At 69.6% G+C, this 26019-nt stretch carries 25 protein-coding genes, 1 other RNA gene and 1 pseudogene; 10 read left to right on the forward strand and 17 right to left on the reverse strand.

All coding sequences use genetic code 11. The features are described 5' to 3' along the window. Nucleotides 1-63: 63 nt before the first annotated feature. Both D9V37_RS07960 and D9V37_RS07965 read right to left on the reverse strand, forming a co-directional pair. Entirely contained in the window at nucleotides 64-2100 is a 2037-nt protein-coding gene (locus tag D9V37_RS07960) for a DEAD/DEAH box helicase (protein WP_121805582.1), read from the reverse strand. A gap of 384 nt (nucleotides 2101-2484) precedes the next feature. Beyond that, nucleotides 2485-3504, reverse strand: coding sequence for an aldo/keto reductase (locus D9V37_RS07965; protein WP_121805583.1), 1020 nt, complete (start codon nucleotides 3502-3504; stop codon nucleotides 2485-2487). A gap of 104 nt (nucleotides 3505-3608) precedes the next feature. Between D9V37_RS07965 and D9V37_RS07970 the strand changes: the two genes are divergently transcribed. Then, nucleotides 3609-4214 (forward strand): TetR/AcrR family transcriptional regulator, encoded by a 606-nt coding sequence (locus D9V37_RS07970; RefSeq protein WP_198412435.1) that lies wholly within the window; start codon nucleotides 3609-3611, stop codon nucleotides 4212-4214. On the opposite strand, the gene D9V37_RS07975 is transcribed toward D9V37_RS07970, so the two are convergent. Beyond that, the gene (locus D9V37_RS07975) at nucleotides 4190-4609 is read right to left on the reverse strand and encodes an ArsI/CadI family heavy metal resistance metalloenzyme (protein ID WP_121805894.1); all 420 of its coding nucleotides are present in this window, start codon (nucleotides 4607-4609) and stop codon (nucleotides 4190-4192) included. The genes D9V37_RS07970 and D9V37_RS07975 overlap by 25 nt on opposite strands. 73 nt (nucleotides 4610-4682) lie before the next feature. On the opposite strand from D9V37_RS07975, the gene D9V37_RS07980 reads away from it, so the two are divergent. The 4 genes and pseudogenes from D9V37_RS07980 (at nucleotide 4683) to D9V37_RS07995 (ending at nucleotide 6398) form a co-directional block, all read left to right on the forward strand. Then, nucleotides 4683-5039: an ArsR/SmtB family transcription factor gene (locus D9V37_RS07980; RefSeq protein ID WP_232524809.1), complete on the forward strand. Its 357-nt coding sequence runs from the start codon at nucleotides 4683-4685 to the stop codon at nucleotides 5037-5039. Nucleotides 5040-5092: 53 nt separating this feature from the next. Further along, nucleotides 5093-5398: pseudogene (locus tag D9V37_RS07985) on the forward strand (arsenate reductase/protein-tyrosine-phosphatase family protein); the annotation flags it as partial. Then, nucleotides 5346-5774, forward strand: a complete 429-nt coding sequence (locus tag D9V37_RS07990; RefSeq protein WP_121805585.1) for a GNAT family N-acetyltransferase — start codon at nucleotides 5346-5348, stop codon at nucleotides 5772-5774. The pseudogene D9V37_RS07985 and the gene D9V37_RS07990, both read left to right, overlap by 53 nt. A 48-nt stretch (nucleotides 5775-5822) precedes the next feature. Beyond that, on the forward strand, nucleotides 5823-6398 hold the full coding sequence (locus D9V37_RS07995; RefSeq protein WP_147455895.1) for a hypothetical protein: 576 nt from the start codon (nucleotides 5823-5825) through the stop codon (nucleotides 6396-6398). Between the two features lie 177 nt (nucleotides 6399-6575). On the opposite strand, the gene D9V37_RS08000 is transcribed toward D9V37_RS07995, so the two are convergent. After that, nucleotides 6576-7175 (reverse strand): TetR/AcrR family transcriptional regulator, encoded by a 600-nt coding sequence (locus tag D9V37_RS08000; RefSeq protein WP_121805896.1) that lies wholly within the window; start codon nucleotides 7173-7175, stop codon nucleotides 6576-6578. 155 nt (nucleotides 7176-7330) lie between these two features. On the opposite strand from D9V37_RS08000, the gene D9V37_RS08005 reads away from it, so the two are divergent. Both D9V37_RS08005 and D9V37_RS08010 read left to right on the forward strand, forming a co-directional pair. Further along, nucleotides 7331-8872: an MFS transporter gene (locus D9V37_RS08005; protein WP_121805587.1), complete on the forward strand. Its 1542-nt coding sequence runs from the start codon at nucleotides 7331-7333 to the stop codon at nucleotides 8870-8872. 72 nt (nucleotides 8873-8944) lie between these two features. Then, nucleotides 8945-9316, forward strand: a complete 372-nt coding sequence (locus tag D9V37_RS08010) for a VOC family protein (protein WP_121805588.1) — start codon at nucleotides 8945-8947, stop codon at nucleotides 9314-9316. A gap of 83 nt (nucleotides 9317-9399) precedes the next feature. Here the strand turns inward: D9V37_RS08010 and D9V37_RS08015 are convergent, their stop codons facing one another. The 4 genes from D9V37_RS08015 to D9V37_RS08030 are packed head-to-tail and all read right to left on the reverse strand — an operon-like array spanning nucleotide 9400 to nucleotide 13413. Beyond that, nucleotides 9400-10383 carry an aldo/keto reductase gene (locus D9V37_RS08015; protein WP_121805589.1) on the reverse strand — a complete coding sequence of 328 codons (984 nt, stop codon included), beginning with the start codon at nucleotides 10381-10383 and terminating at the stop codon, nucleotides 9400-9402. Continuing rightward, entirely contained in the window at nucleotides 10380-10808 is a 429-nt protein-coding gene (locus D9V37_RS08020) for a (R)-mandelonitrile lyase (protein ID WP_121805590.1), read from the reverse strand. The genes D9V37_RS08015 and D9V37_RS08020 overlap by 4 nt, the downstream gene beginning before the upstream one ends. Continuing rightward, on the reverse strand, nucleotides 10805-11851 hold the full coding sequence (locus tag D9V37_RS08025; protein ID WP_121805591.1) for a zinc-binding dehydrogenase: 1047 nt from the start codon (nucleotides 11849-11851) through the stop codon (nucleotides 10805-10807). Before D9V37_RS08025 ends, D9V37_RS08020 begins: the two co-directional genes overlap by 4 nt. Beyond that, nucleotides 11848-13413 (reverse strand): MFS transporter, encoded by a 1566-nt coding sequence (locus tag D9V37_RS08030; RefSeq protein WP_121805592.1) that lies wholly within the window; start codon nucleotides 13411-13413, stop codon nucleotides 11848-11850. Before D9V37_RS08030 ends, D9V37_RS08025 begins: the two co-directional genes overlap by 4 nt. Nucleotides 13414-13513: 100 nt before the next feature. Here D9V37_RS08030 and D9V37_RS08035 point away from each other — a divergent pair, with 100 nt between their 5' ends. Next, nucleotides 13514-14392 carry a helix-turn-helix domain-containing protein gene (locus D9V37_RS08035; protein WP_198412436.1) on the forward strand — a complete coding sequence of 293 codons (879 nt, stop codon included), beginning with the start codon at nucleotides 13514-13516 and terminating at the stop codon, nucleotides 14390-14392. A gap of 49 nt (nucleotides 14393-14441) precedes the next feature. On the opposite strand, the gene ssrA is transcribed toward D9V37_RS08035, so the two are convergent. Then, nucleotides 14442-14810, reverse strand: a transfer-messenger RNA (tmRNA) gene (gene ssrA / locus D9V37_RS08040). A gap of 77 nt (nucleotides 14811-14887) precedes the next feature. On the opposite strand from ssrA, the gene D9V37_RS08045 reads away from it, so the two are divergent. After that, the gene (locus D9V37_RS08045) at nucleotides 14888-15157 is read left to right on the forward strand and encodes a type II toxin-antitoxin system VapB family antitoxin (RefSeq protein WP_158604413.1); all 270 of its coding nucleotides are present in this window, start codon (nucleotides 14888-14890) and stop codon (nucleotides 15155-15157) included. Continuing rightward, the gene (locus D9V37_RS08050) at nucleotides 15154-15540 is read left to right on the forward strand and encodes a type II toxin-antitoxin system VapC family toxin (RefSeq protein ID WP_121805595.1); all 387 of its coding nucleotides are present in this window, start codon (nucleotides 15154-15156) and stop codon (nucleotides 15538-15540) included. Before D9V37_RS08045 ends, D9V37_RS08050 begins: the two co-directional genes overlap by 4 nt. Here the strand turns inward: D9V37_RS08050 and D9V37_RS08055 are convergent. From D9V37_RS08055 to ftsX, 8 genes are all read right to left on the reverse strand, one after another. Beyond that, nucleotides 15535-16839 carry a UDP-glucose dehydrogenase family protein gene (locus D9V37_RS08055; RefSeq protein WP_121805596.1) on the reverse strand — a complete coding sequence of 435 codons (1305 nt, stop codon included), beginning with the start codon at nucleotides 16837-16839 and terminating at the stop codon, nucleotides 15535-15537. The genes D9V37_RS08050 and D9V37_RS08055 overlap by 6 nt on opposite strands. 50 nt (nucleotides 16840-16889) lie before the next feature. Then, on the reverse strand, nucleotides 16890-18431 hold the full coding sequence (locus D9V37_RS08060; RefSeq protein WP_121805597.1) for a glycoside hydrolase family 26 protein: 1542 nt from the start codon (nucleotides 18429-18431) through the stop codon (nucleotides 16890-16892). Then, complete coding sequence (locus tag D9V37_RS08065; protein ID WP_121805598.1) at nucleotides 18415-19809, reverse strand: glycosyltransferase; 1395 nt, start codon at nucleotides 19807-19809, stop codon at nucleotides 18415-18417. Before D9V37_RS08065 ends, D9V37_RS08060 begins: the two co-directional genes overlap by 17 nt. Then, nucleotides 19809-21845: an acyltransferase family protein gene (locus D9V37_RS08070; RefSeq protein WP_158604414.1), complete on the reverse strand. Its 2037-nt coding sequence runs from the start codon at nucleotides 21843-21845 to the stop codon at nucleotides 19809-19811. The genes D9V37_RS08065 and D9V37_RS08070 overlap by 1 nt, the downstream gene beginning before the upstream one ends. Before the next feature lie 318 nt (nucleotides 21846-22163). Then, nucleotides 22164-23078 (reverse strand): amidohydrolase family protein, encoded by a 915-nt coding sequence (locus D9V37_RS08075; RefSeq protein ID WP_121805600.1) that lies wholly within the window; start codon nucleotides 23076-23078, stop codon nucleotides 22164-22166. Between the two features lie 8 nt (nucleotides 23079-23086). Beyond that, the gene (gene smpB, locus D9V37_RS08080; RefSeq protein ID WP_121805601.1) at nucleotides 23087-23563 is read right to left on the reverse strand and encodes an SsrA-binding protein SmpB; all 477 of its coding nucleotides are present in this window, start codon (nucleotides 23561-23563) and stop codon (nucleotides 23087-23089) included. Between the two features lie 237 nt (nucleotides 23564-23800). Next, nucleotides 23801-25042, reverse strand: a complete 1242-nt coding sequence (locus D9V37_RS08085; protein ID WP_121805602.1) for a peptidoglycan DD-metalloendopeptidase family protein — start codon at nucleotides 25040-25042, stop codon at nucleotides 23801-23803. Nucleotides 25043-25100: 58 nt separating this feature from the next. Continuing rightward, nucleotides 25101-26018 (reverse strand): permease-like cell division protein FtsX, encoded by a 918-nt coding sequence (ftsX, locus tag D9V37_RS08090; RefSeq protein WP_121805603.1) that lies wholly within the window; start codon nucleotides 26016-26018, stop codon nucleotides 25101-25103. Between the last annotated feature and the right edge of the window lies 1 nt (nucleotide 26019).

Raw genomic sequence — 26019 nt, forward strand, 5'->3', positions numbered from 1 at the left:
ACAGCGGCCGACACGGCGGCCAACAGCAGGTGAACACCGCGGTGGTCCAGCCCGGGGCGGACCTCAGCCGCGCGCCTCCAGCGCGTCGAGCAGCAGCGCCTCGAGCGCCGCCAGCTGCAGGTCGGTGCTGGAGCCGATCTCCGCGTCGGAACCGTCGAGCGCCCGCGCGGCGAGGCCCGCCTTGTCGTCGATCAGCTCGGCGATCTTGGTGTCCAGCGTCTGGGAGGCGATGACGCGCCAGGCGGTCACCGGTTCCTCCTGTCCGATGCGGTGGACGCGGTCGATGGCCTGGGTCTGCTCGGCGTCGGTCCACGACAGCTCGGCCAGCACGACGTTGGAGGAGACCTGCAGGTTGATGCCCACGCCGGCCGCCATCAGCGAGCAGACGATGATCGAGACGTCGGGATCGTTGGTGAAGGCGTCGATGTTCTCCTGACGCGCCTTCGCGGTCTGGTCGCCGCGGATGACCGAGTAGCCGATGCCGCGGTTGGCGAAGAGCTTCTCGGCCTCGTCCATCACATCGACGTGCTTGGCGAAGAACACGACCTTGCCGACGTTGCGCACCAGCTGGGCGGCGTAGTCGGCGGCGAGCCCGGCCTTGGCCTGGCCGATGCGCCGCATCATCGTGAAGACGTTCTCCTCCGAGGCCGTGTCGCTGTCCTCGCGCTCCCAGGTGGCGACGCGGTGGACCAGCTCGCGGTCGATGCCCTCGACGACCTTGCCGGAGATCCGGGTCTCCAGCGCCTTGTCGTAGCGGGCGACCATGCGGCGGGCCAGCTCGCGCTCGGCCTCCCGGATGGAGCGGCCCAGCTCGCCGTCGAGCTCGACGGGCAGGTCGGCCACGCGACGGGCCGGGATGTCGGCGGCGACGTCGACCTTGCGGCGACGCACGATGCCCAGGTCGATGACCGCACGACGGGCGGAGGAGTAGAAGGAGGGCTCAGCGGGGGTCAGCCCGGTGTCCTCGAGGGCGTCCATCAGCGTGTGGGTCGGGCGCTTGTCGTCGATCCACCCCAGGAACTGCCAGATCGCCCGGAAGTCCTCGATGTCGTTGATCAGCGGCGTCCCGGTGAGCGCCATCATCAGCGGCTGGTGGGAGCGGGCGCGGATCCGGTCGGCGATCTGCAGCACGTGCTGCGAGCGCTGGGAGGACTTGTTCTTGATGAAGTGGGCCTCGTCGACGACCATGCCGCGGAAGCCGTGCACACCGAGCCAGCCGACGTGGCGGTCGAGGATGTCGTAGTTGACGATGACGACGTCGGCGAAGCCGTCGACGTCGGCGCCGTCGCCGTGGATGACGGTGGAGCGGCGCGTGGGCAGCCACAGCTCGACCTCGCGCGCCCAGTTCGTCTTCACGACGTTGGGCACCACGACCAGCAGCGGGAACGCGTCGGCGGCCTGGGCGGCCAGCAGCGCCTGCGCGGTCTTGCCCAGGCCCGGCTCGTCGGCGAGCAGGAAGGTCCGATGCCCGGCCGCGGCCGACTCGACCAGCTGGGCCTGGTGGTTCATCAGCACCCGGCCGCCGGCCACCATCGACGTCGGCTCGGGCAGCGTCATGCAGGAGGCCTTGCCGTCGGTGGCCTTCTCGAAGGAGCGGAAGAGCGGCCCGAGCAGCTCCCAGGTGGCCAGCCGGTGCGGTCCCTCGCGACGCGGCACCACGTGGGAGAAGTCCGGGGCCAAGAACGGGTTGGCCAGCTGCCGCGAGATCACCGACTGCGGCACGACCTGCCGCTCGTGGTGGCCGTGGTCGTCGACGTCGTCCTCGACCTCGGGCTCCTCGGCGGCCTCCAGGCCGGCCTTGGCGACCATCTCGCGCTTGAGAGCGCGGGCGGCGTCGGACACCTCGGCGTCCTCGGCCAGCAGCATCAGCAGGCTGGTGTCGCGGGTGGCGGTCTTGGCCAGGATGGTGGCGACGCCGTCGAGCCGCTTGAGCTGCTCGGCGCGCTGCGCCTCGCTCAGGTCGGGGTCGACCTTCATCCGCGCGCGCTCCTCGCGGACCAGGATCGCGATGACCTGGAACTGGGTGCGCACCCACGACTGGGCACGGCCGCCGCGCACGTTGTTCTCGACCTCGCGCACGGCGCGGGCGAGGACCGGCATGATCCCCTCGTTGTCGAGCGGACGCCGCCGGTTGCGGGTGGCGCCACCTCGACGTTGGTTGCCTCGAGCCACGGTTTCCTTCCTGGGCTCGCGCCCGGGCGGGTACCCGGCCGCTGCTGACGACGTCGAACACGTCGTCGGCTCCCTTGGTGCGAGGCGCCGGCGCGCCGAGAAGCACCAGGAGAGTCGGCCCGCCGCGGAGAGTTCCACCGCCGGGCCGCCGAGTCCCCAGGACCTCGTCGGTCCTACTCGGCGGGACCACTATAGCCCGGTCGTGCCGCCGTGGTGGTGCAGTCCTCGGACGTCATACGAAGGGGTGCTTCCCGCGACCACCTCGTATGACGTCCTGAGACGACGTCGTCCGATCGCCAGCGTGCCGGGCCGCTAGGCCGCTGACCGCTGGGCCGAGGGCCGCCGGCGCAGCGTCGCCTCGAGGATCGGCGGGGTGTTGTACTCCTGGTCCATCCGGCCCACGCCGGTGCCGGGCGGAACGATCGCGTCGACCCGGTCGAGCACCTCGTCGTCGAGCGCGATCTCCGCGGCCGCCAGCAGGTCGTCGAGCTGCTCCATCGTGCGCGGGCCGATGAGCGCGGCGGTGACGCCGGGGTGGGCGATCACGAAGGCCAGCGCCAGATGGGTCAGCGGGATCTCGACCTCCTCGGCCAGAGCCACCAGCTCCTCGACGGCGTCGATGCGACGCTCGTCGCGCAACGCCGCGAACATGGCGGTGCGGCGCAGGTCGGACTCCTGGCCGCGGCGCACGCGTCCGGTCAGCATGCCGCTGGCCAGCGGGCTCCAGATCACCGTGCCGAGGCCGTACCGCTGCGCGACGGGCAGGACCTCGCGCTCGATCGTGCGGTCCAGGATCGAGTAGTGCGGCTGCTCGACGCGGAACCGCTCCAGCCCGCGCCGCTCGGCCACCCACTGCGCCTCGACCATGTCCGAAGCCGGCATGTCGGAGGACCCGATCGCGCGGACCTTGCCGCTGCGCACCAGGTCGGTGAGGGCCGAGAGGGTCTCCTCGACGTCGGTCTCCGGATCGGGGCGGTGCATCTGGTAGAGGTCGAGGTGGTCGGTCTGCAGCCGGCGCAGCGTGTTCTCGACCGCCGTCATGATCCAGCGGCGCGACCCGCCGCGGTGGTTCACGTCCTCACCGATCGGGCGCGAGAACTTCGAGGCGAGGACGACCTCGTCGCGCCGCCCGCGCAGCGCCCGGCCGAGCATCTCCTCGGAGTCGCCGTAGGCGTCGGCGGTGTCGACGAGGTTGACGCCGGCGTCCAGCGCACGCGCCACCATCTGGTCCACCTCGCCCTGGTCGCCGTTGCCGAACGAGCTGAACATCATCGCGCCGAGCGCGAACGGGGAGACGTGGATGCCGGTGCGGCCCAGCGGTCGGTACTTCATCGTTTCCTCCTCCATCAGCACCGCCGGGGGCGGTACAGTCATAACCGGAACACTGCTCCGAAACTATACGGAACATTGTTCCGTTTGTCGATGGGAGGACATGCGTGGACGTGGAAGCGCCGGTCAAGCGCAAGCGAGCCGACGCGGTACGCAACACCGCGGCCGTGCTCGAGGCGGCCAAGGCGGTGTTCGCCGAGTCGGGCGTCGACGCGCCCGTACGCGAGATCGCCGCCCGCGCCGAGGTGGGCGTCGGCACGATCTACCGGAACTACCCCCAGCGCTCGGACCTGATCATCGCGGTCTTCCGGCACGAGCTCGACGCGACGGCCGACGCGGCCGAGCGGCTCGGCGCCGAGCGCCCGCCCGCCGAGGCGCTCCGGCTCTGGGCCGAGCGACTGCGGCGGTTCGTGGAGACCAAGCGCGGCTTCGCCGCCGCCCTGCACTCCGGCGACCCCGCCTACGCCCCGCTGCCCCGGCTGTTCCTCGGCGTGCTCGCATCGAAGGTGCAGGCCATCCTCGACGCCGGCGCCGCCGACGGCACCCTGCGCCCCGACGTCCGCGCCGAGGACCTCGTCGAGGCCCTGGCCCGCCTCATCAGCATCTCGGTCGACGGCGAGCCCGGCCGCTCGGACACGATGGTCTCGGTGCTGCTCGACGGGCTGGCAGGCCCACCAGCACCCACCGCTCAGCAACAGCCCCGCACCGACTGACCCTCGCCCGCACCGTCACCGAAGTCGTCGGCGTCGGAAAGCACCGCGTAGATCTCCCAGCGCTCGGCGTCGGGGGCGTTCTCCACCCAGAACTTGTCCTGCCTGGCATAGCAGCAGATGGTGCCGCGCTCGTCGATCGAGGCGAGGCCGGCGCCGTGGAGCCGGGTCTGCTCGGCGTCGACCTCGTCGGTGTCGCGCACCTCGACGCCGAGGTGGTTGACGGTGCCGCCGTGTCCGGAGTTCTCGATGAGCACGAGCTTGAGCGGCGGCTCGACGATGGCGAAATTGGCGTAGCCGGGCTTGGTCTTGGCCGGCATCGCGCCGAAGAGGGTCGAGTAGAACGCGACCGACTTCTCGAGATCGTCGACGTTGAGGGCGAGCTGCAGGCGGGACATGGCGTCCTCCATAGATAGACATCTGTCGATGTTCGACATTGTCAGAGACATCGACGTGCGTCAACATAGACAGGTGTCGAAGTCACTGCTCGCGCTCACACCCGTCGAGACCGTGGCGTGCTGCTCGCCGCTGACGTCTACGCCGCTGACGGCCGATCAGTCCGAGCGCATCGCCCCGCTGCTCAAGGCCCTGGCCGACCCGGTGCGACTGCGTCTTCTGTCGCTGGTGGCCTCCCACGCCGAGCGCGAGGCGTGCGTGTGCGATCTCAACGACGCCTTCGACCTGTCCCAGCCGACCATCAGCCACCACCTGAAGGTGCTGCACGAGGCCGGCCTGCTCGACCGCTCCAAGCGCGGCACCTGGGTCTACTACTCGGTGCGCACCGAAGCGCTGGCCGACCTGTCCGCCTTGATCGGTGGCGGCCTGTGACGACCCGCCCCACCGTCCTGTTCGTCTGCGTCCACAACGCCGGCCGCTCGCAGATGGCCGCTGGCTACCTGCAACATCTGGCGGGCGACCGGGTCGTGGTCCTCTCCGCCAGGTCGGCGCCGGGTCACGAGATCAACCCCGTGGCCGTCGCCGCCATGGCCGAGGTCGGCGTCGACATCGCCGGTCCTCAGCCCCGCGTCCTGACGTCCAAGGCCGTGCAGGCGGCCGACGTCGTCGTCACCATGGGCTGCGGCGACGAGTGCCCGTTCGTCCCCGGCAAGCGCTACGAGGACTGGGTCCTCGACGATCCGGCCGGCCTGGGCATCGAGTCCGTTCGCCCGATCCGCGACGAGATCCGACCCCCATCAACGACTCGTCGCCCTCGACCACTCGCGCGGGGTGCTGGGCTGGGCGGCCGCGTCGGCCGTCTCCGACCGATGCGTCTACGCCGGCGTCGTCGAGTATTCGGTCTACGTCGACCCCGGCGCCCAGGGCCGCGGCGTCGGCCGGCTGCTCCTCGACGCGCTCATCACCTCCACCGAAACCGCCGGCATCTGGACCATCCAGTCCGGCATCTTTCCCGAGAACGCCGCGAGCCTCGCCCTTCACCGCGCCGCCGGGTTGCGCGACGTCGGCACCCGCCAGCGCGTCGGCCACATGACCCACGGACCGCTCGCCGGTACCTGGCGCGACGTGATCTCCATCGAGCGTCGCAGCGACACCGCGGGCCGCTGACGCATCGGACACCCCTTGTAGCCATAGCGCGGCGCCATGATGACGTCCGTGAACCAGATTCACCGGACGCCGATGCTCTCCCGACGACCTCTCCTGGTCCTGGCCTCCCTCGGCACGCTGGCCGGCTGCGGTGCCGCCGCCCATGCACGACCGGTGGCGCCCACCGCAGGAAAGCAGGAGCACGTGGACTCCAGACCCACGCGGTTCACCATCCGTCCCGACGACTACCACGTCCCCTACGCCGGCACCGCCGCGGACGGGCGACGGTTCTTCCTCAGCGACGAGCTCTTCAGCGACGACCGGGGCTGGGTCGGCCTCTTCCTGTGGACGGCCGACGGGGTCTTCGACGAGGTCCGGGTCAGCGCCGTGGGCCGCGCCACCGGCGTTCCCCCGGGTCAGGCCGCGCCCGCCCCATCGGACCGCACGCTGCAGGACCGATTGCACGAGCTGGGGAAGTTCGTCCTCGAGCCGATCACGGTCGAACCGTTCACCCGGACCGTCGACGGCACGGAGTTCGGATGGGAGGTCGGCCGGTACGACGACGGCAGCTACTACATCAGCATCGAGCCCGGCGACTTCATCGCCTACTCCTCACCGTGGGACGGGTACGAGTACGACACGTGACGCCAGCACCTGCATGCAGATCGACTGCATAGCAGGGATCTGTCGCCATGGCTGTCGCGATCACACCGTCCGCGACGTGCCGGACGGCGAGCACGACTCTCACGAAGCAACAGCCGGCGCAACCCCGGCCTGCGCCTAGGACGATCTACCGGACGCGGAGGAAGTCGGCCGGCCGAGTCAACCAGCGGCGCTCTGGAGCGAGTCGATCCATCGCCGCAACCGTTGGCTCTGGCGATGCAGGAGATCGGGGTCACGTAGCGAGTGGGTCAGGATCGTCGCGCCTTCGTAGGTGGCGATGAGGTTGACCGCAAGGTCGCGAGCGTCGCTTCGACCCATCTCGTTGAACTGTTCCTCGACCCAGTCGACCATGGAACCCAGCAGCTCTCGGCTGCCGAGAGCCTGGTGGGTGCCGCTGCGTTTGTTGAGCTCGGTGGACAACGTGCCGATGGGGCATCCGTAGTCGGTGATGAGGTCGCGGGTCGCGTCGAGTTCCTCGATCAACGCCTTGAGCCGGGCGCGTGGGGTGCGTCGCCGGCCGAGACGGGCGAGCAGCTGCTCGCGGGCGTCGGCGTGAGTCTTGACGACAGCGTCGACGAACTCGTCCTTGGTCTTGAAGTAGTAGTAGATGTTGCCGACCGGGATGCCGGTGTGCTCGGCGATGTCGGCGATGGTGGTGCGTTCGACGCCGCGTTCGTAGAAGACCTGCCGCGCGCCGTCGACGAGTCGATCACGCTTGTCGGCACCACGGGGCGTCGTCGGAGAGCTCGCTGCGGCCATCACGTCACCTCGTATCGGTTGGTTACCCGACTCAGACTCTACGCGCTCTTCGCGACATCGCGAGGATCAGCCCAACGGCCAGCCGGACCCCACTTGCGGACACGGTGGTCGTTCGTGTTTAGTTGGTTACCCAACCAAGTTTTGGAAGTGATCCCATGTCAGTCACGACGCCTGAAGCGTCCTTCCTGTCCACACCACGGGGGCGGGTGACGCTGCTCTTCTTGTGCCTGGTCGGCTTCATCGACTTCGCCGACGGCTCGATCCTCAACGTCTCGCTGCCGGCGATCCAGCGCGACCTCGGCGTCAGCGTCCAGAACCTGCAGTGGGTGCTGTCGGGCTACGTCCTGACCTACGGGGGTTTCCTTCTGCTCGGAGGCCGGCTCTCCGACCTCCTTGGCCGGCGCCGCTTCCTCCTGGCGGGCACCACCGCGTTCGGCGTGGCGTCGCTGGTCTCCGGCTTCGCCCACCACGCGGGTGTGCTCGTGGCCGGTCGCCTGGTGCAGGGGCTGGCTGCGGCGCTGATGACCCCGGCCGCGCTGTCGATCCTGACCACCACGTTCGACCAGGGCACCGATCGTCTCAAGGCTCTGGGGGCCTGGGGGGCGGTTGGCGGTCTTGCCTCTCTCCTGGGCGTGTTCTTGGGCGGTGTGCTCACCGGAGGCCCCGGGTGGCGCTGGGTGTTCTACGTCAACCCACCGGTGTGCGTGATCATCGTCGCCGCGACGTACTGGCTGGTCGAGGACGACCGACGACGAGCACGACTCTCCCAGTTCGACATCCCGGGCGCGCTGCTGATCACGTCCGCCATGCTGTCGTTGATCTACGGCCTGGTGCGGGCGCCCGTGATCGGGTGGAGCAGCCCAGGAGCCATCACCGCGCTCGCCGTGGCCGCCGTCCTGCTCGTCGGGTTCATCCTCAACGAACGACTGCAGGCCCACCCCCTGGTGCCGTTCTCGATCTTCAGGGTCAAGGGTCTCGCCGCCGCCGACGCCACGCAGGTCATCGCGTTCGCCGGGTTCGGTTCGATGTTCTTCTTCATCACCCTGTACATGCAGAACGTCCTCGGCTTCTCCGCCACGCAGGCCGGACTCGCCTACGTTCCTGCGGGACTCGCGGTCGTCCTCGGTGCAGGTCTGTCCTCCCAGCTCTTCGCCGCCGTCGGCACCCGGCCGCTCATTGTTGCCGGCGCCGTGTTGGCCGCGATCGGAGTGCTCTGGCTCTCGCGCGTGCCCGTCCGGGGGTCCTACCTCGCCGACCTTCTCGGGGGTCTCGTCATCATGGGCGTGGGGTTGGGAGCCGTCCTTGTCGGCGTCCAGACCGCCGGCAACGCCGCCGTCCTCCCCGAACAGGCCGGCCTCGCCGCCGCCCTCGTCAACGCCGCCTTCCAGCTCGGGGTGGCCCTCGGCCTCGCCGTCTTCTCCGCCATCGCGACCGCCCACACCACCGACCTGCTCGGCCGCGGCATCGCTCCCCCAGTCGCCCTGACCGGCGGCTTCCACCGAGCCCTGCTCGCTTCCGCCGTCTCCCTGATCGTGGCCGCGGCCATCGCCACCCGCGCCGCCAACACCAAGGGAGAGCCCATTGCCGACGACACCGCGACCAGCCTCGATGTCGACCCGATCACGCTCGGCGCCGATGCGCAGGCATCGACCCCGACGACACCGACGACACCGACGACACCGACGACGCAGAGCTGACGACGGCTCCGACGCCACCACCGCCCCGACCCGACCCGACCCGACCATCCTCCTCACCGGACAGGACCCACCATGATCTTCGGCATCCGCATCATCACCGACGACATCGACCGCCTCGTCGAGTTCTACGAGCGCCTGACGGGCGTGCAAGCGAGCCGACCCACGCCCTTCTTCGCCGAGCTTCGGCTCGAGACGGGCCTGCTCGCCTTCGCAAGCCCCGCCACGGTCGCCATGCTCGGCGAGCACGCTCCGCACCCCACCGACAACCGGAGCGTGCTGCTGGAGTTCCTCGTCGACGACGCCGACAACGCCTTCCAGGCGCTGCGCGAGCACCTCGCCGACATCGTCCAGGAACCCACGACCATGCCGTGGGGCAACCGCTCGGCGGTGTTCCTCGACCCGGACGGCAACACGGTCAACCTGTTCTCCAGGCCCAAGTCCTGAGGTCCGACGACACGCCGAGAAGCCGATGGCGCCGGTAGTACCGACGTCGATAGCGATGCCCACGCATCCTCGACGACCTCGGATCAACGATCGATCATCGCCTGCATCGCCTCGGGATAACGCTCGCCGACGACCTTGACCTGCGTCGACGCCTGGTCGAGCTCGGCCAGGTCGGTGTCGTCGAGGACCAGGTCGGCCGCGCCGAGGTTCTCCTCCAGACGGCTCAGTCGGCGGGTGCCCGGGATGGGCACGATCGTGGGGCTCTGGGCGAGCAGCCAGGCGAGGGCGATCTGTCCCACGGTGGCGTCCTTGCGTTCGGCGACGACGCGGACCCGGTCGACCAGGGCCAGGTTCGCCTCACGTGCCTCCGTGGTGAAGCGGGGCAAGTTGGAGCGGATGTCCCCGTCGGAGAACTGCGTCGAGGCGTCGACAGTTCCGGTGAGGAAGCCACGGCCCAGCGGACTGAACGGCACGAAGCCGATTCCGAGCTCATCCACCCTGGTGAGGATGGTGCCTTCGGGCTCACGCCAGAACAGGGAGTACTCGCTCTGCAACGCGGCTACCGGGTGCACGGCATGTGCCCGGCGGATGGTGTCGACGCCGGCCTCCGACAGCCCGAAGTGGCGCACCTTGCCCTCGGCGATGAGCCTCTTGACCGCACCAGCGACTTCCTCGATGGGCACCTCCGGGTCGACCCGGTGCTGGTAGAGCAGGTCGATGTGATCGGTACGAAGCCGCCGTAGCGACCCCTCGACCGCCTCGCGGATGTGCTCGGGACGGCTGTCCAGCTTGCGGTCGCCGTCATCGAGGGAGAACCCGAACTTGGTGGCGATGACCACCTCGTCGCGGATGGGCTCCAGCGCCTCACCGACGACCTCCTCGTTGTGGAACGGCCCGTAGACCTCGGCGGTGTCGAAGAAGGTCACACCGCTGTCGGCGGCGTCGCGGAGGAACTGCAGCATCTCCGGGCGCTCCGGCGAGGGGCCGAACGACTGGCTGATCCCCATGCAACCCAGCCCGACCGCCGATACCTCGAGAGCCTGGCTGCCTAGCGTGCGCTTCTTCATCTCGTGACTCCTGCCTTTTGGTCCACTACGGCTTCTCCGCTGTACTCCTGGTCGGTGACGTGCTCACCCCACGTGGTCTCCTCACTGCCGTCGACCGGTGCTTCCCATATGGCTAGATGCACCATGAAGCTGTCGTCGCTGGCGCCGTGCCAGTGCTCAACACCGGGCTCGGTGTAGACCGTCTCCCCCGCCTTGAGCTTCACGACGTCGCTGCCGCGTTCTTGCAACAGCGCCGTGCCCTCGACGATGTGCAGGTACTGACCCACGGCGTGGGAATGCCAGGCGGTGCGAGCGCAGGGCGCGAAATGCACCGAGCCCATCCGGACCAGCGAAGGGTCCTCACCGGACAAGACGATGGTCGGGTGGACGTCCCCGGTGAACCGCTCGGCCGGTCCCTTCGACGTGCTCGGCTCCACACGCTTCATCCTTGCTCCTCGCTCACGCGGACCAGCGACTTGATCGCCCGCCGCTCGTCCATGGCTGCGTAGGCCTCGGCGATGTCGTCGAGGTCGGTGGTCAGGTCGAAGATCAGACCAGGGTTGATCTCGCCCGAGAGCACTCGCTCCAGCAACTCGGGGATGTACCGCCGAGCGGGCGCGACGCCGCCCTTGATACCGACGTTCTTCCAAAACAGCGTCTGATACTCGAAACCCTCGTACAGCGGCACACCGACGGCGCCGATCATGCCGCCGGCGCGCGTGATCTCGGCTGCGGTCCTGATGGACTCATCGGTGCCCACGCACTCCAGAGCGGCGTCGACACCGACGCCGTCAGTGAGCGCCATGACGGCTTGGAGAGCGTCGTCGCCGCGCTCCTCGAGAATGTCGGTCGCGCCGAACTCGATGGCGACCTTCTGTCGCTCAGCGTGACGGCTCAAAGCGATGATCCGGCTCGCGCCGAGCAGCTTGGCACCGAGCACGCCGCCAAGACCCACCGCCCCGTCACCGACCACTGCGACGACGTCGCCCTTCTCGACCCCGGCGCTGACCGCGGCGTGGTAACCGGTGCAGATGACATCGGACAGAGCGGTGAACGAGGCCAGCTGCTCGTCGGTGAAGTCCGAGCCCGTCACCTTGACCAAGGTCTCGTCGGCATACGGGCTGCGGACGAACTCGCCCTGGCCGCCATCGGTCTCGCCATCGCCGAACGCGCCGCCGTGCTCGCAGTTCGACTGGAAGCCGTTGCGGCACGCCGAGCAGGTGCCATCGTTGTAGGTGAACGGTGCGATCACGAAGTCACCCACCGCGAGGTCCTTGACACCGACACCGACCTGGTCGACGACGCCGATGTATTCGTGGCCGATGCTGCCGACCTTGTGCTGGTTGATGCCCCGGTAGTACCAGAGGTCCGAGCCGCAGACGCAACCACGGATGACCCTGACCACGGCGTCGGTGTCGTTCTGGATCGTCGGATCGGGTCGCTCGCCGATCTCGATCTGCTTCTCGCCCTTGAACAGTGCTGCCTTCATGATGTGGTCTCCTCTGCTTGAACGATCTGGGTTGATGAGCTGGGGTCGGTGCGCTTGACGGGGTTCAGCGGCGCCGATTCGGCTGCGGAGCTGCGCCAGGTCGCGATCAGCGTCACCACCGCCCCGAGGGCGATCGACAGCAGGACGCTGCCTCCGGTCAGGGCCGCGGTGACTCGCTGGACGACGGCCTGCGTGGGCGCGGCGGTGGCACTGGCGGCCGCGGCGCCGAGGGCGGCCAGGACGCTGAGGCCGACAGCACTTCCGAGCTGGTGGAACGTGTTGACGAGGCCCGACGACGCCCCGGCGTCCGGGCCGGCCACTTGGTGCAGGCCGGCCGATGTCATCGGCGCGAAGGCCAGGCCCTGACCGATACCGATGAGCACCATCGGCGGCGCGACCGCGCTCAGGTAGCCGCTGGTGAGCTCCACACGGCTGAGCCACACCATCCCGGCCAACGTGACCGCCACGCCCACGATCAGGGTAGGCGTGGCGCCGATGCGGCCGATGATGCGCGTGACCAGTACCGCCACCGCGAAGTTCATCGCCGACATCGGCAGGAATGCGAAGCCAGCCTGCAGCGGTGAGAAGCCGAGCACGTCCTGCAGGTACTGGGTGGTGAAGAAGAAGAACCCGATCATGGCGCCCAGGAAAAGCAGACGCGTCAGGTAAGCCCCGACCCGCTGCCGGTCCGCGAACAGTCGCAGCGGCATGATCGGCTGCTCGGCTCGCGCCTCGTTGAGCACCAGCCCACTCAACAGCAGGGCGCCGACCAGCAACGAACCGATCGTGCTCAGCGCTCCCCAGCCGGACTCGGCGGCGTTGATGACCCCGAAGACGACGGCCGTCATCCCGAGCGTGGCGAACAGCGCACCGCGGACGTCGAACCTGCCGCGCTGCGTCGGCGGCTCGCGCTTCAGGATCCGAAGTGCGGCGAGCAGCATGGCCATACCGATCGGCACGTTGAGGAAGAACCCCGCTCGCCATGAGATCCAGTCAGCGAGAACCCCACCGACGACCAAGCCGGCGCTCGCGCCGATGCCGGCCACCGCGCTGTAAGCGGCGACCGCTCGGCCGCGCTCCCGCGACTCGGTGAAGGTCGCCGTCAGCAGCGCCAGCGCCGACGGCGCCAGGATCGCTGCCCCGACGCCCTGGAACGCCCGGGCGGCGATCAACCACCACCTGAGGGGGGCGATGCCCACCAGGAACGATGCGCTGCCGAAGACCACCAGGCTCCACACGAACATCCGACGACGGCCGAGGATGTCGCCAGCCCGGGCGCCGAGCAGCAGCAGGCCGCCGAAGACCAGCGTGTAGGCGTTCTGCACCCAGGTCAGGCCGGTCGCGCCGAAGTGCATCGAGGCCTGGATGCTCGGCAGCCCGGTGAAGATGATCGAGTTGTCCAGGATCACCATGAAGTAGCTGATGCAGATGATCCCGAGGATGGCGGTCTTGCGAGTGCCGGTCCGCGACGGCCCCCGCTGGGCGACGTCGTGCGTCTGGTCGGCCAGCTGCTCGCTCTGCACGTCTGCGACGTCGCGAACAGCTCGCGACCGGTTGCTCATGCAGCTATGCAACGCAAGATCGCGAGGACCCGGCAGTGACTGCCTTGACCGGTACTGGCAGTACCCCCATCCCCTCAGCGAGAGCCCTTACCGTCGAGGGGTGTACAACCGCAGCGAGGTGCGCGACTTCCTCACATCGCGCCGGGAACGACTGACGCCGGACGGGGCCGGCCTGACGTTCTACGGTGGCAACCGCCGGGTCAAGGGCCTGCGCCGAGAAGAGGTCGCACTGCTGGCCGGGCTCAGCGTCGACTATTACGTCCGTCTGGAGCGGGGCAACCTGTCCGGCGCCTCCGACTCGGTGCTCGATGCGCTGGCACAGGCGCTGCAGCTCGACGACGCGGAGCGGGCGCATCTCTACGACTTGGCCCGAGCCGCGAGCTCCGCGGGTCGACGGGGATCGACGCCGCCGAGCCGGGTACGAGCCGCAACGCTGCGTGTCATCGACGCGATGGCGACGGTACCGGTCTACGTGCGCAACGGCCGCTTCGACATCTTGGCTGCCAACCAACTCGGAAGGGCCCTGTACGCCCCGGTGTTCGAGTCACCGCTGTTCGCCGAGCGCGGCCCGGTCAACTCGGCACGGTTCTGCTTCCTCGACCCGGCTGCCGAGGACTTCTGGGTCGACTGGGACAAGGCGGCGGACGACTCGGTCGCCTTCATCCGATCCGAGGCGGGTCGGGCGCCGAACGACCGCGTGCTGACGCAGATGATCGGCGAGCTCAGCACCAGGAGCCAGGCCTTCGCCACCCGCTGGGCCCGGCACGACGTCAAGTTCCATCGCGCCGGCGTCAAACGGCTGCGACACCCGATCGTCGGCGAGCTGACCCTCCCGTACGAGGCGATGGACCTCAGCGCCGACACCGGTCTCAGACTGAACGTCTACACACCCGAGCCGGACTCGCCAGAGGCCGAAGCGCTTGCGCTGCTGGCGAGCTGGACGAGCTGGGAGCCCAGACTTAGGACGACTCGGGGCTGAGCGGTGACGGTAGCCGCGGCGACACCCGGGGATGCCGCACGTGCGCGTTGCGTGGAGCTGGCGGGAATCGAACCCGCGTCCTCGAGCGCCGAACCAGGTCTTCTCCGGGTGCAGTTCGTGATGGCGGTTTCTCGGCTCCGGCACTCCCACGAACAGGTCGCCGACGAGCTCAGTCAGGAAAAAGTCCCGGTCACCCCTCCTGACAGGGAGTGACCAGCAAGTCTCCTAAATGAGGCCAGGGTCCGGGACGGAGACGGATGCCCGGTCTGACCCTTCGATCACTGCTCAGGCAGCGAGAGCGAAGTCGTTGCGCTTAGAGTTGGCAACTGTGTGTTCCAGCGGTCGTTTACGAGATGACGCTGGCTCCTCGACCCGCTTCTCCTGGGACTAGCGTCCCCAGTCGAAACCAATCAGCCCCTCTTGAGTTGTGCTGACAGCATAGCAATCGGTCGACGAGGTAGATGGGTGTCAACGGCCGAAGGTAGACTTCTACCCGTGGGACTGAACATCAAGTCCGAGCGGGTGCACCAGCTGGCGAAGGACGCCGCGGCGCGGACGGGCAAGACGCAGACCGGTGCGATCGAGGAGGCGTTGGAGATGCTGTTGCGCCGTCACGGCGCCGATCCGGAGCAGGTGGAGCTGGCGAGGCGTCGCGAGAGGATCGACGTGATCCTGGCGGAGATGCACGCCGAGGTCCCCGATCCGGACCGGGCGATCGAGACGACCGATGACCTCTACGACCCCGAGACCGGCCTGCCGGCGTGATCGTCGACTCCTCGGCCATCGTGGCGATGGCGCGGGACGAACCCGAGTGCGATGTCTTCGCCGCAGCTCTGCTCGGCAGCCGCGCGCGCATGTCGGCGGCGTCTTTGGCGGAGTGCGGCATCGTGCTCGACGCTCAGGGACCGGCCACCCGCCAGCGTCTCGACGAGCTCCTCGACGAGCTGCAGATCGACGTCGCACCGTTCACCGCCGAGCAGGCGCGGATCGCGCGCTTCGCCTACCGGCGCTACGGCAAGGGCTCGGGGTCACCGGCTCGACTGAACCTCGGCGACTGCTTCTCCTACGCCCTCGCCTCGGTGGCCGGAGAACCCCTGCTGTTCAAGGGCGAGAACTTCACCCACACCGACGTCCTGCCGGCGCTATAGCGAGCGGCGACCCAGCGCCCGGTGGGTCCAGCCCTCGCGGGTCCACAGCTCGCGGTCGAGCTTGTTGCGCCCGTCGACGATGTGACGCTGCCGGACGACGGCCGAGAGCGTCGAGGGGTGCATCGTGACGAACTCCTCCCACTCGGTCAGGTGCAGCACGACGTCGGCATCGGTGGCCGCCTCCACGGCACTGGCGGCGTAGGCCAGCGTCGCGTAGTCGCGGCGGGCGTTGTCCATCGCATGGGGGTCGTAGACGCGCACGGCGGCGCCGGCGCGCTGGCAGGCCAGGGCGACGTCGAGGGCCGGGGAGTCGCGGATGTCGTCGGAGTCCGGCTTGAAGGCCGCACCGAGGACGGCCACGCGCTGGCCGGCCAGCGACCCGCCGCACATCTCGCGGGCCAGGTCGACGGTGCGGGCTCGGCGGCGCACGTTGATGTCGTCGATGGACTTCAAGAAGGTCAGCGCCTGATCGATGCCGAGCTCGCCGGCGCGGGCCATGAAGGCGCGGATGTCCTTGGGCAGACAACCGCCGCCGAAGCCCAGCCCGGCGGAGAGGAAGCGGCGGCCGATCCGCTCATCGTGGCCGATGGCGTCGGCGAGCAGGGTGACGTCGGCGTCGACGGCCTCGCAGACCTCGGCCATCGCGTTGATGAAGGAGATCTTGGTGGCCAAGAAGGCGTTGGCGGCGACCTTGACCAGCTCGGCGGTGGCGTAGTCCATGCTCACCACCGGGGTGCCGGCCTCGACCAGCGAGGCGTACACCTCCAACAGCGTCTTCTCCGCGCGCTCGGAGGTGGCCCCGACGACGATGCGGTCGGGGCGCAGCGTGTCGTCCACGGCGAACCCCTCGCGCAGGAACTCGGGGTTCCAGACCAGGTCGGCGTCGACGGCCTCCACCCGCTCGGCCAGACCCGCCGCCGTACCGACCGGCACCGTGGACTTGCCCACCACTAGGGCCCCGGCCCGCAGCTCGGGCAACAGGGCGGCGATGGCGGCCTCGACGTAGGTGAGATCGGCGGCCTTCTCCCCCGGCTTCTGCGGGGTGCCGACGCACAGGAAGTGCACGTCGGCGCTCGCGCCCACGTCGGTGACGTCGGTGGTGAACCGAAGCCGCCCGGAGGCCAGGCCCTCGCGCAGCAGCTCGGGCAGGCCGGGCTCGTGGAAGGGGACCTCGCCCCTGGACAGGCTGGCGACCTTGTCGGCGTCGACGTCGAGGCCGACCACGTCGTGGCCGAGGGCGACCATCGCGGCCGCGTGGGTGGCACCGAGGTAGCCGGTGCCGATGACGGAGAGCTTCATGGGGGTACTCCTTCGGTTCGGGTGAGTGCGGGAGGTGGTGCGAGGCAGGGTCAGGAGTCGGGGTCGACGCCGGCGGCGAACGCCTCAGCGGCGACGCCGGCGGAGAAGGCGGCGAGCGCGTCGGCGGACGAGCTGACCCGCCAGTCGTTGGTCACCCCCTCGGCGGTGGCGACGTTGTTGAACCACAAGAAGCCGACGATGCGGCTGTCGGCGGCGAACGTGCTGAGCACGTTGGCGGTCCAGGCGGCCTTCAGGGCGGTCTGGTCGGCGCCGTTGTCGGTCTGGATGGCGGCGGTCTCAGCGAAGAAGATCGGCTTGTCGGTCAGCGCCTCGAGCTGGTTGACGGTCTGGCCGAACGAGGCCGCGTAGCTCGCGCCGACGCTGGCGCGACGCAGGTAGACGGAGGCGCCCACCCAGTCCACGTAGGCGTCGCCGGGGTAGTCGTCGGCGATGGAGCTGATGCCGTTGGTGCTGCTCGGCACGAGATTGTCGACCCGCGAGGGCGACCACAACCAGATGACGTCGTCGTTGGCGCCGACGCTCTGGAAGATCGACCACACGTGGCGCCAGGCGGCGACGTACTTGGCCGGGGTGTTGTTGTACGACGTCATGCCCGCGGCCCACGGGTAGGAGGTGCTGTTCATCTCGTGGGCGAACCGGATGGTCACCGGGAGGTTGGTACGGACGACGTCGCCGGCGTAGCGGGTCAGGTAGCTGTCCCAGCTGCCGTTGAGGATCGAGGTCAGGCTGTAGCTCTTGGTGGAGTCCGCGCCGGTCGGCATCAGCGTGATGACCGGCAGGGCGCCGGCTTTCCAGGCCTTCGTCACCAGGTCGCCGCGGTAGGCGGTGTCGAAGTTCTGGAACCAGCCGACCGAGCTGGGCGCCTTCCCGGCCTGCTTGGCCAACGAGGTGAACATGGCGCTGTCGCCGGGCAACCCGTTCTGGGAGTAGCCGAAGTAGTCCTGGCTCGGGTTGACCAGTGCCGCCTTCGCGGCGGCGCTCGGGGTGGGCGGCACGTACGCCCCCACGGGCGTGGAGGCCGCCCGGCTGGGGTCGTCGGGCAGGGCCGAGCAGGCCAGTCCGTCGCCGTCGTAGGGGCCGACCTTGCCGTCGAGGCCGTAGGGGTCGGACAGGTTCTGCACGTACACGGCCTGCGCGTCCTGCTGGTAGGTGAAGGAGGAGCAGGAGATCTTCTTGGCCGTGTTGCTCTTCACGATCGAGGCGTGCGCCGCGGTGTGGGTCGGCGTCGCCGAGGCGGTGGCCGACGTCGAGGCCGAGGACGTCGGCGAGGCGCTCACCGTGGCAGCTCGGGCGGCGACGGCAGCCTTGGTGGTCGGCTTCGCGCTCGGTGTCGCCGACGGGCTGGCCGCGCCGGCACCGAGGTCGGCCACACCGGCCTTGTCGAGGGCCGCCGACACCCCCGAGGTGACCTGCTTGCGGGTTCCGGCGGCGATCGGCGACATGTAGAGCGCGGCGCACATCGAGACGATCGAGAGGCAGATGAGGGTCAGGTTGAGGCGCGAGAGCCGCGGCATGCCGTCGGAGACCTCGGCCTCGGCGGCGTCGGCCTTCTGGTCAGAAGAGCTGAGCATCGAACATCACTCCCAAGGTCACGAGCGCGGTGGCGATCAGGTACGGGACGAGCGCGCGGGGGTCGCCGGTCCGGGGTGCCCCGCCGGCCACCACGGCCGAGCCGTCGGCGCCGGTCGAGCGGTCGTCGGTGTCGACGGAGTACGCGGCGGTGCGGGTGCCCCAGCCGCCGACGTGGCCGAGCCGGAGGAACCCGTAGGCCCGCAACGGCATCAAGAACAACGTGCTGAAGACGATGTAGAGCGGCATCCACAGCAGGTCGCTGGGTTTGTCCTCGATATGGCGCAGCTGGCGCAGCGTCATCGACAGCGTGGAGAGCAGCACCGTGAACGCGATGATCGCGGGCAGCATCCACGAGCGCGAGGGCATGTGCAGCAGCCCGGCGTAGAGGTTCTCCCCCGTGCCCAGTCCGAGCCGGATGGCCCAGGCCGTGATGACCGTGATGAGCAGGAAGGGCATCACGATGTCGCAGACGAAGAAGAACGCGAGCACCCGGGCCCGACGGCTCATCCAGGGCAGCATCCGCAGCGTGTTGTACTGGCTGCCGCGGGCCCACCGCAGCTGCTGCTTCATCATCTTCCACACCCGGGTGGGCGCGTCGGTGTAGACGAGGCTGGTGGCCTGGTAGACGGTGCGGAAGCCGCGCTTGAGGGCGAGGTTGGTCAGCGTCCGGTCGTCGGAGACCTCGAGGAAGATGCCGAGGAACCGCGCGGTCATGAACTCCTCCATGGAGTCCTCGAGCACGTCGCGCCGGAAGGCGATGGTGCGCCCGGGCAGGCAGCCGACGGTGCCGAGCACGCTCTGGGCCGGCATCGAGTACAGCGCCCGGGTGTTCTCCAGCCAGTCGGCCCAGCGGGTGAGGAAGCAGCGCTCGGGCTCGAGGATCCGCTGCCGGGTGGTGACGCCGCCGACGTCGGGCTCGGCGAACGGCTTGACCAGCTCGCGCAGCGTGTGCGGTGTCCACACGGTGTCGGAGTCGACCAGCACCACGACATCGCCCCGGGTAGCCTCGACGCCCACCCGCACGGCGTTGCGCTTGCCGGCCACCGGCGTCCACGTCCACCGCACGGCGGGCGCGAACTCCTCGCACACCTCCTGCAGCGCGACGTTGACGGGGCCGTTGATCACGACGACCGTCTCGTCGGGCCGCTGCTCGGTGATCCGGCGCAGCACGTCGCGGAACAGCTCCAGCGGCTCGTCGACGACGGGGATCACGACGCTGGTGGACACCGTGTACGCCCGGCGCCAGGGCCGGTAGCGCCGCGAGAGCATCACCTTGACCCACCAGACCAGCCAGGTGAGGACCACGAAGATCGAGAACAGGTAGAGGTGCGCGTGCTGGGTGATGGTGTGCCGTAGCTCGAGGATGGCGATGAACATCAGCGGCTCTCCTTCGCGGCCCGCAGGACCGGTCGCAGCGCCGGTGCGAGCCAGCGGCTGTAGGGGACAGTCATGTGCGAGTCGTTGCGGTAGACCAGGACGTTGCCGACGACGGCCGGGCACTCGGTGCTCGTGCAGAACCAGTCGGCCGGATCCGTCTGGGCCACCCCGGCCTTGCGCAGCGCCGGCGCCAGGGCCGCGTGCCGGGCGGGGTAGGTGTAGGCCTTCGAGCGCTCGAAGTCGCAGTGGCCGACGTCGTCGAGGTGGCTCGCGACGCAGGTCGGCAGGTCGGTGCCCGGGATCGGGATGTCTTGCAGATAGTGGACCTTCACCACACCGCCGGCCTGCAGCGCGTCGATCGTGCGCAGCGTCGCGTCGGCGAACGCGGAGGGGCTCACCGAGGACGAGGCGACGTTCTCCGACTGGCTCATCAGCACCAGCGCCGGTTGCAGCGCGCGGATCCGAGAGATGGTCTGGGCCCGCCAGGTGTCGCACTCGGTGTACGTGCGGTTCAACGACGGGTTCTGCACGGTCAGCGCCGCGGCGGGACAGGCGGCCTTGGTCCAGCTGACCACCCGCCAGTGCATCCGCCGGCCGAGCTGGTCCAGCGCCGGCTGCCACTGCTCCATGTGGGAGTCGCCGAAGAGCACGACGGTGCGGTGCGCGGTGGTGTCGCCGTAGACGCACGAGCCCTGCTGCACCTGGGTGAAGCCGGCGTGGCAGCCGTCGTGCGAGGTCGGCGGCAGGCTGGCCGAGGCGTCGGCCGGCTTCGGCGTGAGGTTGGCCGGGGCGGCCTCGATGCGTAGGCCCGCCTTCAGCTGCCGCTCGATCACGGCGTCGATGCCGTGGGCGCTGCTGCTCGTCGTGCCCAGCACCGTGAGGTTCTGGTCGGCACCGGTGCCCACCAGCCGCGGACCCCACAGCACCGCCGCGCCGCAGGCCGCCACCACGGTGCCGCTCAGCGCGAACGCGGTGGCGAACCAGCGCCAGTCGGGCATGCGCAGGTTGCGGGCCGGCTCCTCGACGGCGAAGAAGCTGACCAGCGCGGCCACCAGCGAGAGCCACACGACGGCGCCGCGCTCGACGGCGTCGAGCCGGTGGCCCAGAACGTCGGGGGCCAGTACCAGCATCGGCCAGTGCCACAGGTACCAGGCGTAGGAGATCCGGCCGAGGCACTGCATGAGCGGCTCGCCGAGCACCCGCTCGGCCGAGGTGCGCTCACCGCACCCGGCGGCCACGACCAGCGCGGCGCCGCCCACCGGCAGCCACGCCGCGTAGCCGGGGAACGCGGTGGCGTCGGTGTAGCGCACCGCGCTCAGCACGATCATCGCGATCCCGCCCCAGGCACCGATCGCCGCCAGCCGGCGCGGCAGCCGCGCCAGGGCGGGTGCGGCCAACGCGACGAGGGCGCCGAGCGCGAGCTCCCAGGCGCGGGTGTGCAGCGAGAAGTACGCCCAGGGCGCCGAGGCGCGCGTGACCACCACGGCGTACGCCGAGGACACCGCGACGACCGCGACCACGAGCACGATCAGCGCCGCCCGGCCACGGCGCGAGCCCAGCACGAGCGCCAGGGCCACGACGATCGGCCACACCACGTAGAACTGCTCCTCCACCGCCAGCGACCAGAAGTGCTGCAGCGGAGAGGCGGCGGTGCCCACGTGCTGGTAGTCGGTGCCCAGCGCGGCCAGCCGGTAGTTGAGCCCGTAGAACGTGGTGAACGCGGCGTCGGTGACGATCGAGCGCAGCTGCAGGGCCGGCGCCCAGATCCGGGCCGCGAGCACGGTGGCCAGCACGACGACCACTGCGGCCGGCAGCAGCCGCCGGATGCGGTGGGAGTAGAACACCGGCAGCGCGCGGATGCCCTGCTGGGCGACGGCGGCCACCAGCTGCCGGGTGATGAGGAAGCCTGAGATGACGAAGAAGACGTCGACGCCCACGTAGCCGCCGGGCAGCCCGAGGCCGGCGTGGTAGACCACGACGCTGACGACGGCGATCGCCCGCAGGCCCTCGATGTCGGGTCGGAACCGGCGCGGCACCGGGCGCGGTGCGCGCCGTGAGCGCGACGGCTCGTGGGCGGGCGGTGCCGGTGGGTCGGTGGCGGGCCGCGCCGGTGGGGCTGTGCGGACAGGCGGGGACGGCGGAGCGATCGTCAACGTGACTCCCGTCGGGGGCAGGAGGAGCGCGAGGCGGGCGGTGAGCTGTGCGGCTTCGACGTCGACGTCGGCGGCCGGTTGGAACGCTCAAAACGTACGAATCATCTGATACCCCTACATCACGGACAGATGAGGGGCTTGTGTCGTACCGACCCGTAGGACAGGTGTACGTGACGGGCCGATGTCGGCTCGTCCCACCGGTCACTCCAGCGGATCACCCAGCAGCCGGACCGGGGTGTGCCAGCAGACCTCGCGCAGCCAGTCGTCGTCCAGGCGCGGCTCGAGGTCGCGCAACCGGGTGAGCGCCTCGAGCTGGTGGGCGTAGGGGTACGGGATGGTCGGGAAGTCGCTGCCGAGCAGCACCTTCGGCCCCAGGTCGACCACGCGCGGCAGCAGGTCGGCCGGGAAGCCGCCGTGGCCGTGGTCGAGCGCCTCGAAGAAGTCGGTCCACACCATCGTGGTGTCCAGGTGCGTGCGCTCATAGCGTTCGGCCAGCGCCAGGAAGTCGGCGTACTCGGGCGCGCCCATGTGGGCCACGACCGCCGTGAGCCGCGGGTGCTGCTGGAGCACCCGGGCCAGCGACCCGGGCCCGGTGAAGGCGTTGCCGACCGGACCGGAGCCGGCGTGGATCACCACCGGGGTGCCGGCGTCGGCCAGCGTGCCCCAGGCCTCGTCGATCAGGGGGTCGTCGAGGGCGAACTCCCCCACCTGCACGTGGACCTTGAACACCTCGGCCCCCGCGGCGACCAGATCGGTCACATAGGTGGCCGCCTCGGGTTCGGGGTAGAGGGTGGCGGACCAGAACGCGTCGGGGGTGCGGGCAGCGAAGTCGCGGGCCCAGTCGTTCAGGTAGGTCGCCACCCCGGGCTTGTGGGCGTACGGCAGGGCCCCGAAGCGGCGGACGCCGAGCGCGCGCAGCTGGTCGACGCGCTCCTCGTGGGTGCCGCGGTAGGTGATCGGCCACGGCTGGCCGATCTTGGGACCGGCGGCGTCGAACACCTCGTACACCGCGCGCTGGATGCCGGGCGGCAGGAAGTGGACGTGGACGTCGACCAGCCCCGGGAGCCCGAGCGAGCTCCACCAGGCGGGGACGTCGGCGTCGGACTCCGGGATCACGCGGCCGCCTACTCCATGCCCTTCAGACGGCGACCCAGCGCCTCCTGCTTCTCCCGGTCGGCCTGACGCTCGGCCAGCGCGTGGCGCTTGTCGTAGCTCTTCTTGCCCTTGGCCAACCCGAGCTCGACCTTGGCGCGGCCGTCCTTGAAGTAGAGCGAGAGCGGGATGAGGGTGAAGCCGCGCTCGTTGACCCGCGACTCGATCTTCTCGATCTCGGCGTGGTGCAGCAGCAGCTTGCGGACGCGGCGCGGCTGGTGGTTGGTCCAGGTGCCCTGGGTGTACTCGGGGATGTGGACGCCGTGCAGGAACGCCTCACCGCGGTGGATCTCGCCGAACCCGTCGGTCAGCGTCGCGCGGCCGGCGCGCAGCGACTTCACCTCGGTGCCCTGCAGCACCAGCCCGGCCTCGAAGGTGTCCTCGATGTGGTAGTCGTGCCGGGCCTTGCGGTTGGACGCGATCAGCTTCGTCCCCGTCTCCTTGGCCATCGGACCATTCTCGCAGTCCGGTCCAGGCGATAAGCCGCTGGTGGAGCAGGTTGCGCGGCAATCGTTTCGACACCAAGGCCAGAACCAGGCTCACCGGGCTCGGTTTCGAGACGGGCGCGGGGCGCCCTCCTCAACCAGCGCCCCCACGTGAGCACCGTCCTCAACCAGCGCCCGGGGCGCAGTCCTCGACCAGCGTCCCCATCGGACGCCCTGCTCGACCAGCGTCGGCGCAGCTCCTCAGAACCACTTCATGGGGTCCTGGGGCTGGCCGTCGACCATCACCGTGAAGTGCAGGTGGCAGCCGGTCGACCAGCCGGTGGTGCCGGAGAGCGCGACGGTCTGGCCGCGCGTCACCGACTCCCCGACGGAGGTCTTGTAGGAGGTGAGGTGGTTGTAGATGACGGTGATGGCGTGGCCGTTGACCTTGCCGAGGTCGAGGAAGAGGCGGTTGCCCCACACCGAGCTGTAGTACTCCTGGGTCACCTTGCCGTTGCCCGACGCCTTGAGCGGGGTGTCGCAGCCGACGCCGAGGTCGACGCCGTCGTGCAGCCCCCAGTAGTGGTAGATCGGGTGCTCACGCCAGCCGAACGGCGAGGTGACCGCCGCCTGGGCCGGCATCAGCAGCGGTCCGGAGTTGCTGTAGCTCTGCGCGTGCGCGGCCTGGGCCTTGAGCTGCTTCTCGATCTTGGCGTCCTCGGCCTGCAGCTGCTTGAGCTTCTGCCGGTCGGTCTTCTCTACGACCTTGGCCTGCCGTGCGGCGGAGCGGCGCTGGCCGATGAGGGCGACGACCGACTGCTCGTCGGCGGCGGCCTGGTTGGTCAGCCGCTGCTGCTCGGCGACGTTGGCCTCGGCGGCCGCCTGCTGCTTCGCGACGTCGTCCTTGGCCTGCTTGACCTGCTTGCGGGTCGCGCGCAGCTGCTCCTCGGCGGTGCGCAGCCCGGCGAGCACCGCGCTCTGGTGGTCGATCGCGTTGCCGACCCCCTGCATCTGGTCGCTGAGGTTGGCCGGGTCGTCGTCGCTGACCAGCGCGACCAGCCCGACCACGCGCGGGTCGATGCCCTGCACGCTCTGGGCGGCCATCCGGGCCACCTGCGAGCGCTGGTCGACCACCCGTTGCTCGCCGGCCCGCAGCTTCGCGGTCGCCGTCACCAGCTGGGCCTGCGCGGCGGCCAGCTGTTGGCCGACCTGCGCGGCGACGGCTTGGGCCTGCACCAGCTGCGACTGCGTCGTGGCCAGCTTCTGCTGGGCCCCGCCGAGCTGGGTCTTCGCCGACTGCAGCTTGGTGTAGGCGGCCACCGCGGCGTGCGAGGACTCGTCCAGGTCGGCCTGGGCCGAGCTGATGTGGGCCTCGACCTGCTTCTTCTTGTGCTTGAGGTGGTCGTCGGCGTTGGCCGAGGGGGCCAGGGTGCCGGCGGTGACCAGGGCGACCAGCGAGGCCGTCACGAGGGCGCGCTTGACCAGGGGGTGCGGCTTCTCCACAGGGATCTGCCTTCGTTCAGTGGGGGAAGATGAACGAGGAGAACGTATGCCCGCAGCGTCAGACTTTGAGGTATTTGCGGGTCATCAGGAGTGTCGGGATCACCGTCATGACGATGCCGAGCACGGCGATGGCCGCGATCGCGCGCAACAGGTCCCAGTAGTCGATCCAGTACACGATGTTCGACGTGCGCAGCTTGCCGTAGACGACGTACCAGACGAAGAAGGCCAAGGCGCCGGCCGAGAGCACGATGCCGATCATCGCGGCCACCAGCGTCTCCATCAGGAACGGCAGCTGGATGGAGAGACTGCCCGCCCCGACCAGCCGCATGATGCCGATCTCGCGACGTCGGGCGTGCGCGGTGAGCCGGATGGTGTTGCCCACCTCCAAGACGGCGGCCACCAGCAGCACGCCGGCGAAGACGAGCGCCCCGACCAGCATCGCGGAGAGGAACTTGTAGATCGGCGAGAGCAGGTTGTGCAGGTCCTGGACGTTCTCGACCCCGTCGAGGCCCGCGATCGCCTGCTCGACCCCCTGGTACTTGCGGGGGTCCTTCAGCGTCACGGTGTACGACTGGTTCATGTCGTTGACGGTGACCGTGGAGTAGAGGTCGTTGCTCGAGGTGTCCTGCTGCTTGGCCAGCTTCTGCAGCGCGTCGTAGGCCTGCTGCTTGCTGCGGTAGGAGAAGTTCTTGACCTCGGGGTGGGTCTTGAGCACCTGCACCACCGCCGACTTCTGCGGGTCGGTGACCTCGCCGCCCGCGCAGGTGGCGGCGCGAGCGTTGGCGTTGCACAGGTAGACGGTGATCTGCAGCTGGGAGCCCCAGCGCTGCTCGGCCTTGTCGGCCTGGGCGTGCAGGAGCAGCCCCATGCCCACCAGCGTGAGCGAGACGAACATCGTCACCACGAGCGCGATGGTCATCGTCAGGTTGCGCCGCAACCCGATGGCGGCCTCGGAGAAGACGTACCTCAGCTGCATC

The sequence above is a fragment of the Nocardioides mangrovicus genome (genome assembly GCF_003674065.1).
Lineage (GTDB): Bacteria > Actinomycetota > Actinomycetes > Propionibacteriales > Nocardioidaceae > Marmoricola > Marmoricola mangrovicus.

Bases quoted from the DNA above. Each gene is read 5' to 3' on its own strand.
- D9V37_RS07960 (WP_121805582.1), bottom strand. From the start codon at position 2,100: ATGCCGGTCCTCGCCCGCGCCGTGCGCGAGGTCGAGAACAACGTGCGC.
- D9V37_RS07965 (WP_121805583.1), bottom strand. From the start codon at position 3,504: ATGAAGTACCGACCGCTGGGCCGCACCGGCATCCACGTCTCCCCGTTC.
- D9V37_RS07975 (WP_121805894.1), bottom strand. From the start codon at position 4,609: ATGTCCCGCCTGCAGCTCGCCCTCAACGTCGACGATCTCGAGAAGTCG.
- D9V37_RS08000 (WP_121805896.1), bottom strand. From the start codon at position 7,175: ATGGCCGCAGCGAGCTCTCCGACGACGCCCCGTGGTGCCGACAAGCGT.
- D9V37_RS08005 (WP_121805587.1), top strand. From the start codon at position 7,331: ATGTCAGTCACGACGCCTGAAGCGTCCTTCCTGTCCACACCACGGGGG.
- D9V37_RS08010 (WP_121805588.1), top strand. From the start codon at position 8,945: ATGATCTTCGGCATCCGCATCATCACCGACGACATCGACCGCCTCGTC.
- D9V37_RS08015 (WP_121805589.1), bottom strand. From the start codon at position 10,383: ATGAAGAAGCGCACGCTAGGCAGCCAGGCTCTCGAGGTATCGGCGGTC.
- D9V37_RS08020 (WP_121805590.1), bottom strand. From the start codon at position 10,808: ATGAAGCGTGTGGAGCCGAGCACGTCGAAGGGACCGGCCGAGCGGTTC.
- D9V37_RS08025 (WP_121805591.1), bottom strand. From the start codon at position 11,851: ATGAAGGCAGCACTGTTCAAGGGCGAGAAGCAGATCGAGATCGGCGAG.
- D9V37_RS08030 (WP_121805592.1), bottom strand. From the start codon at position 13,413: ATGAGCAACCGGTCGCGAGCTGTTCGCGACGTCGCAGACGTGCAGAGC.
- D9V37_RS08055 (WP_121805596.1), bottom strand. From the start codon at position 16,839: ATGAAGCTCTCCGTCATCGGCACCGGCTACCTCGGTGCCACCCACGCG.
- D9V37_RS08060 (WP_121805597.1), bottom strand. From the start codon at position 18,431: ATGCTCAGCTCTTCTGACCAGAAGGCCGACGCCGCCGAGGCCGAGGTC.
- D9V37_RS08065 (WP_121805598.1), bottom strand. From the start codon at position 19,809: ATGTTCATCGCCATCCTCGAGCTACGGCACACCATCACCCAGCACGCG.
- smpB (WP_121805601.1), bottom strand. From the start codon at position 23,563: ATGGCCAAGGAGACGGGGACGAAGCTGATCGCGTCCAACCGCAAGGCC.
- ftsX (WP_121805603.1), bottom strand. From the start codon at position 26,018: ATGCAGCTGAGGTACGTCTTCTCCGAGGCCGCCATCGGGTTGCGGCGC.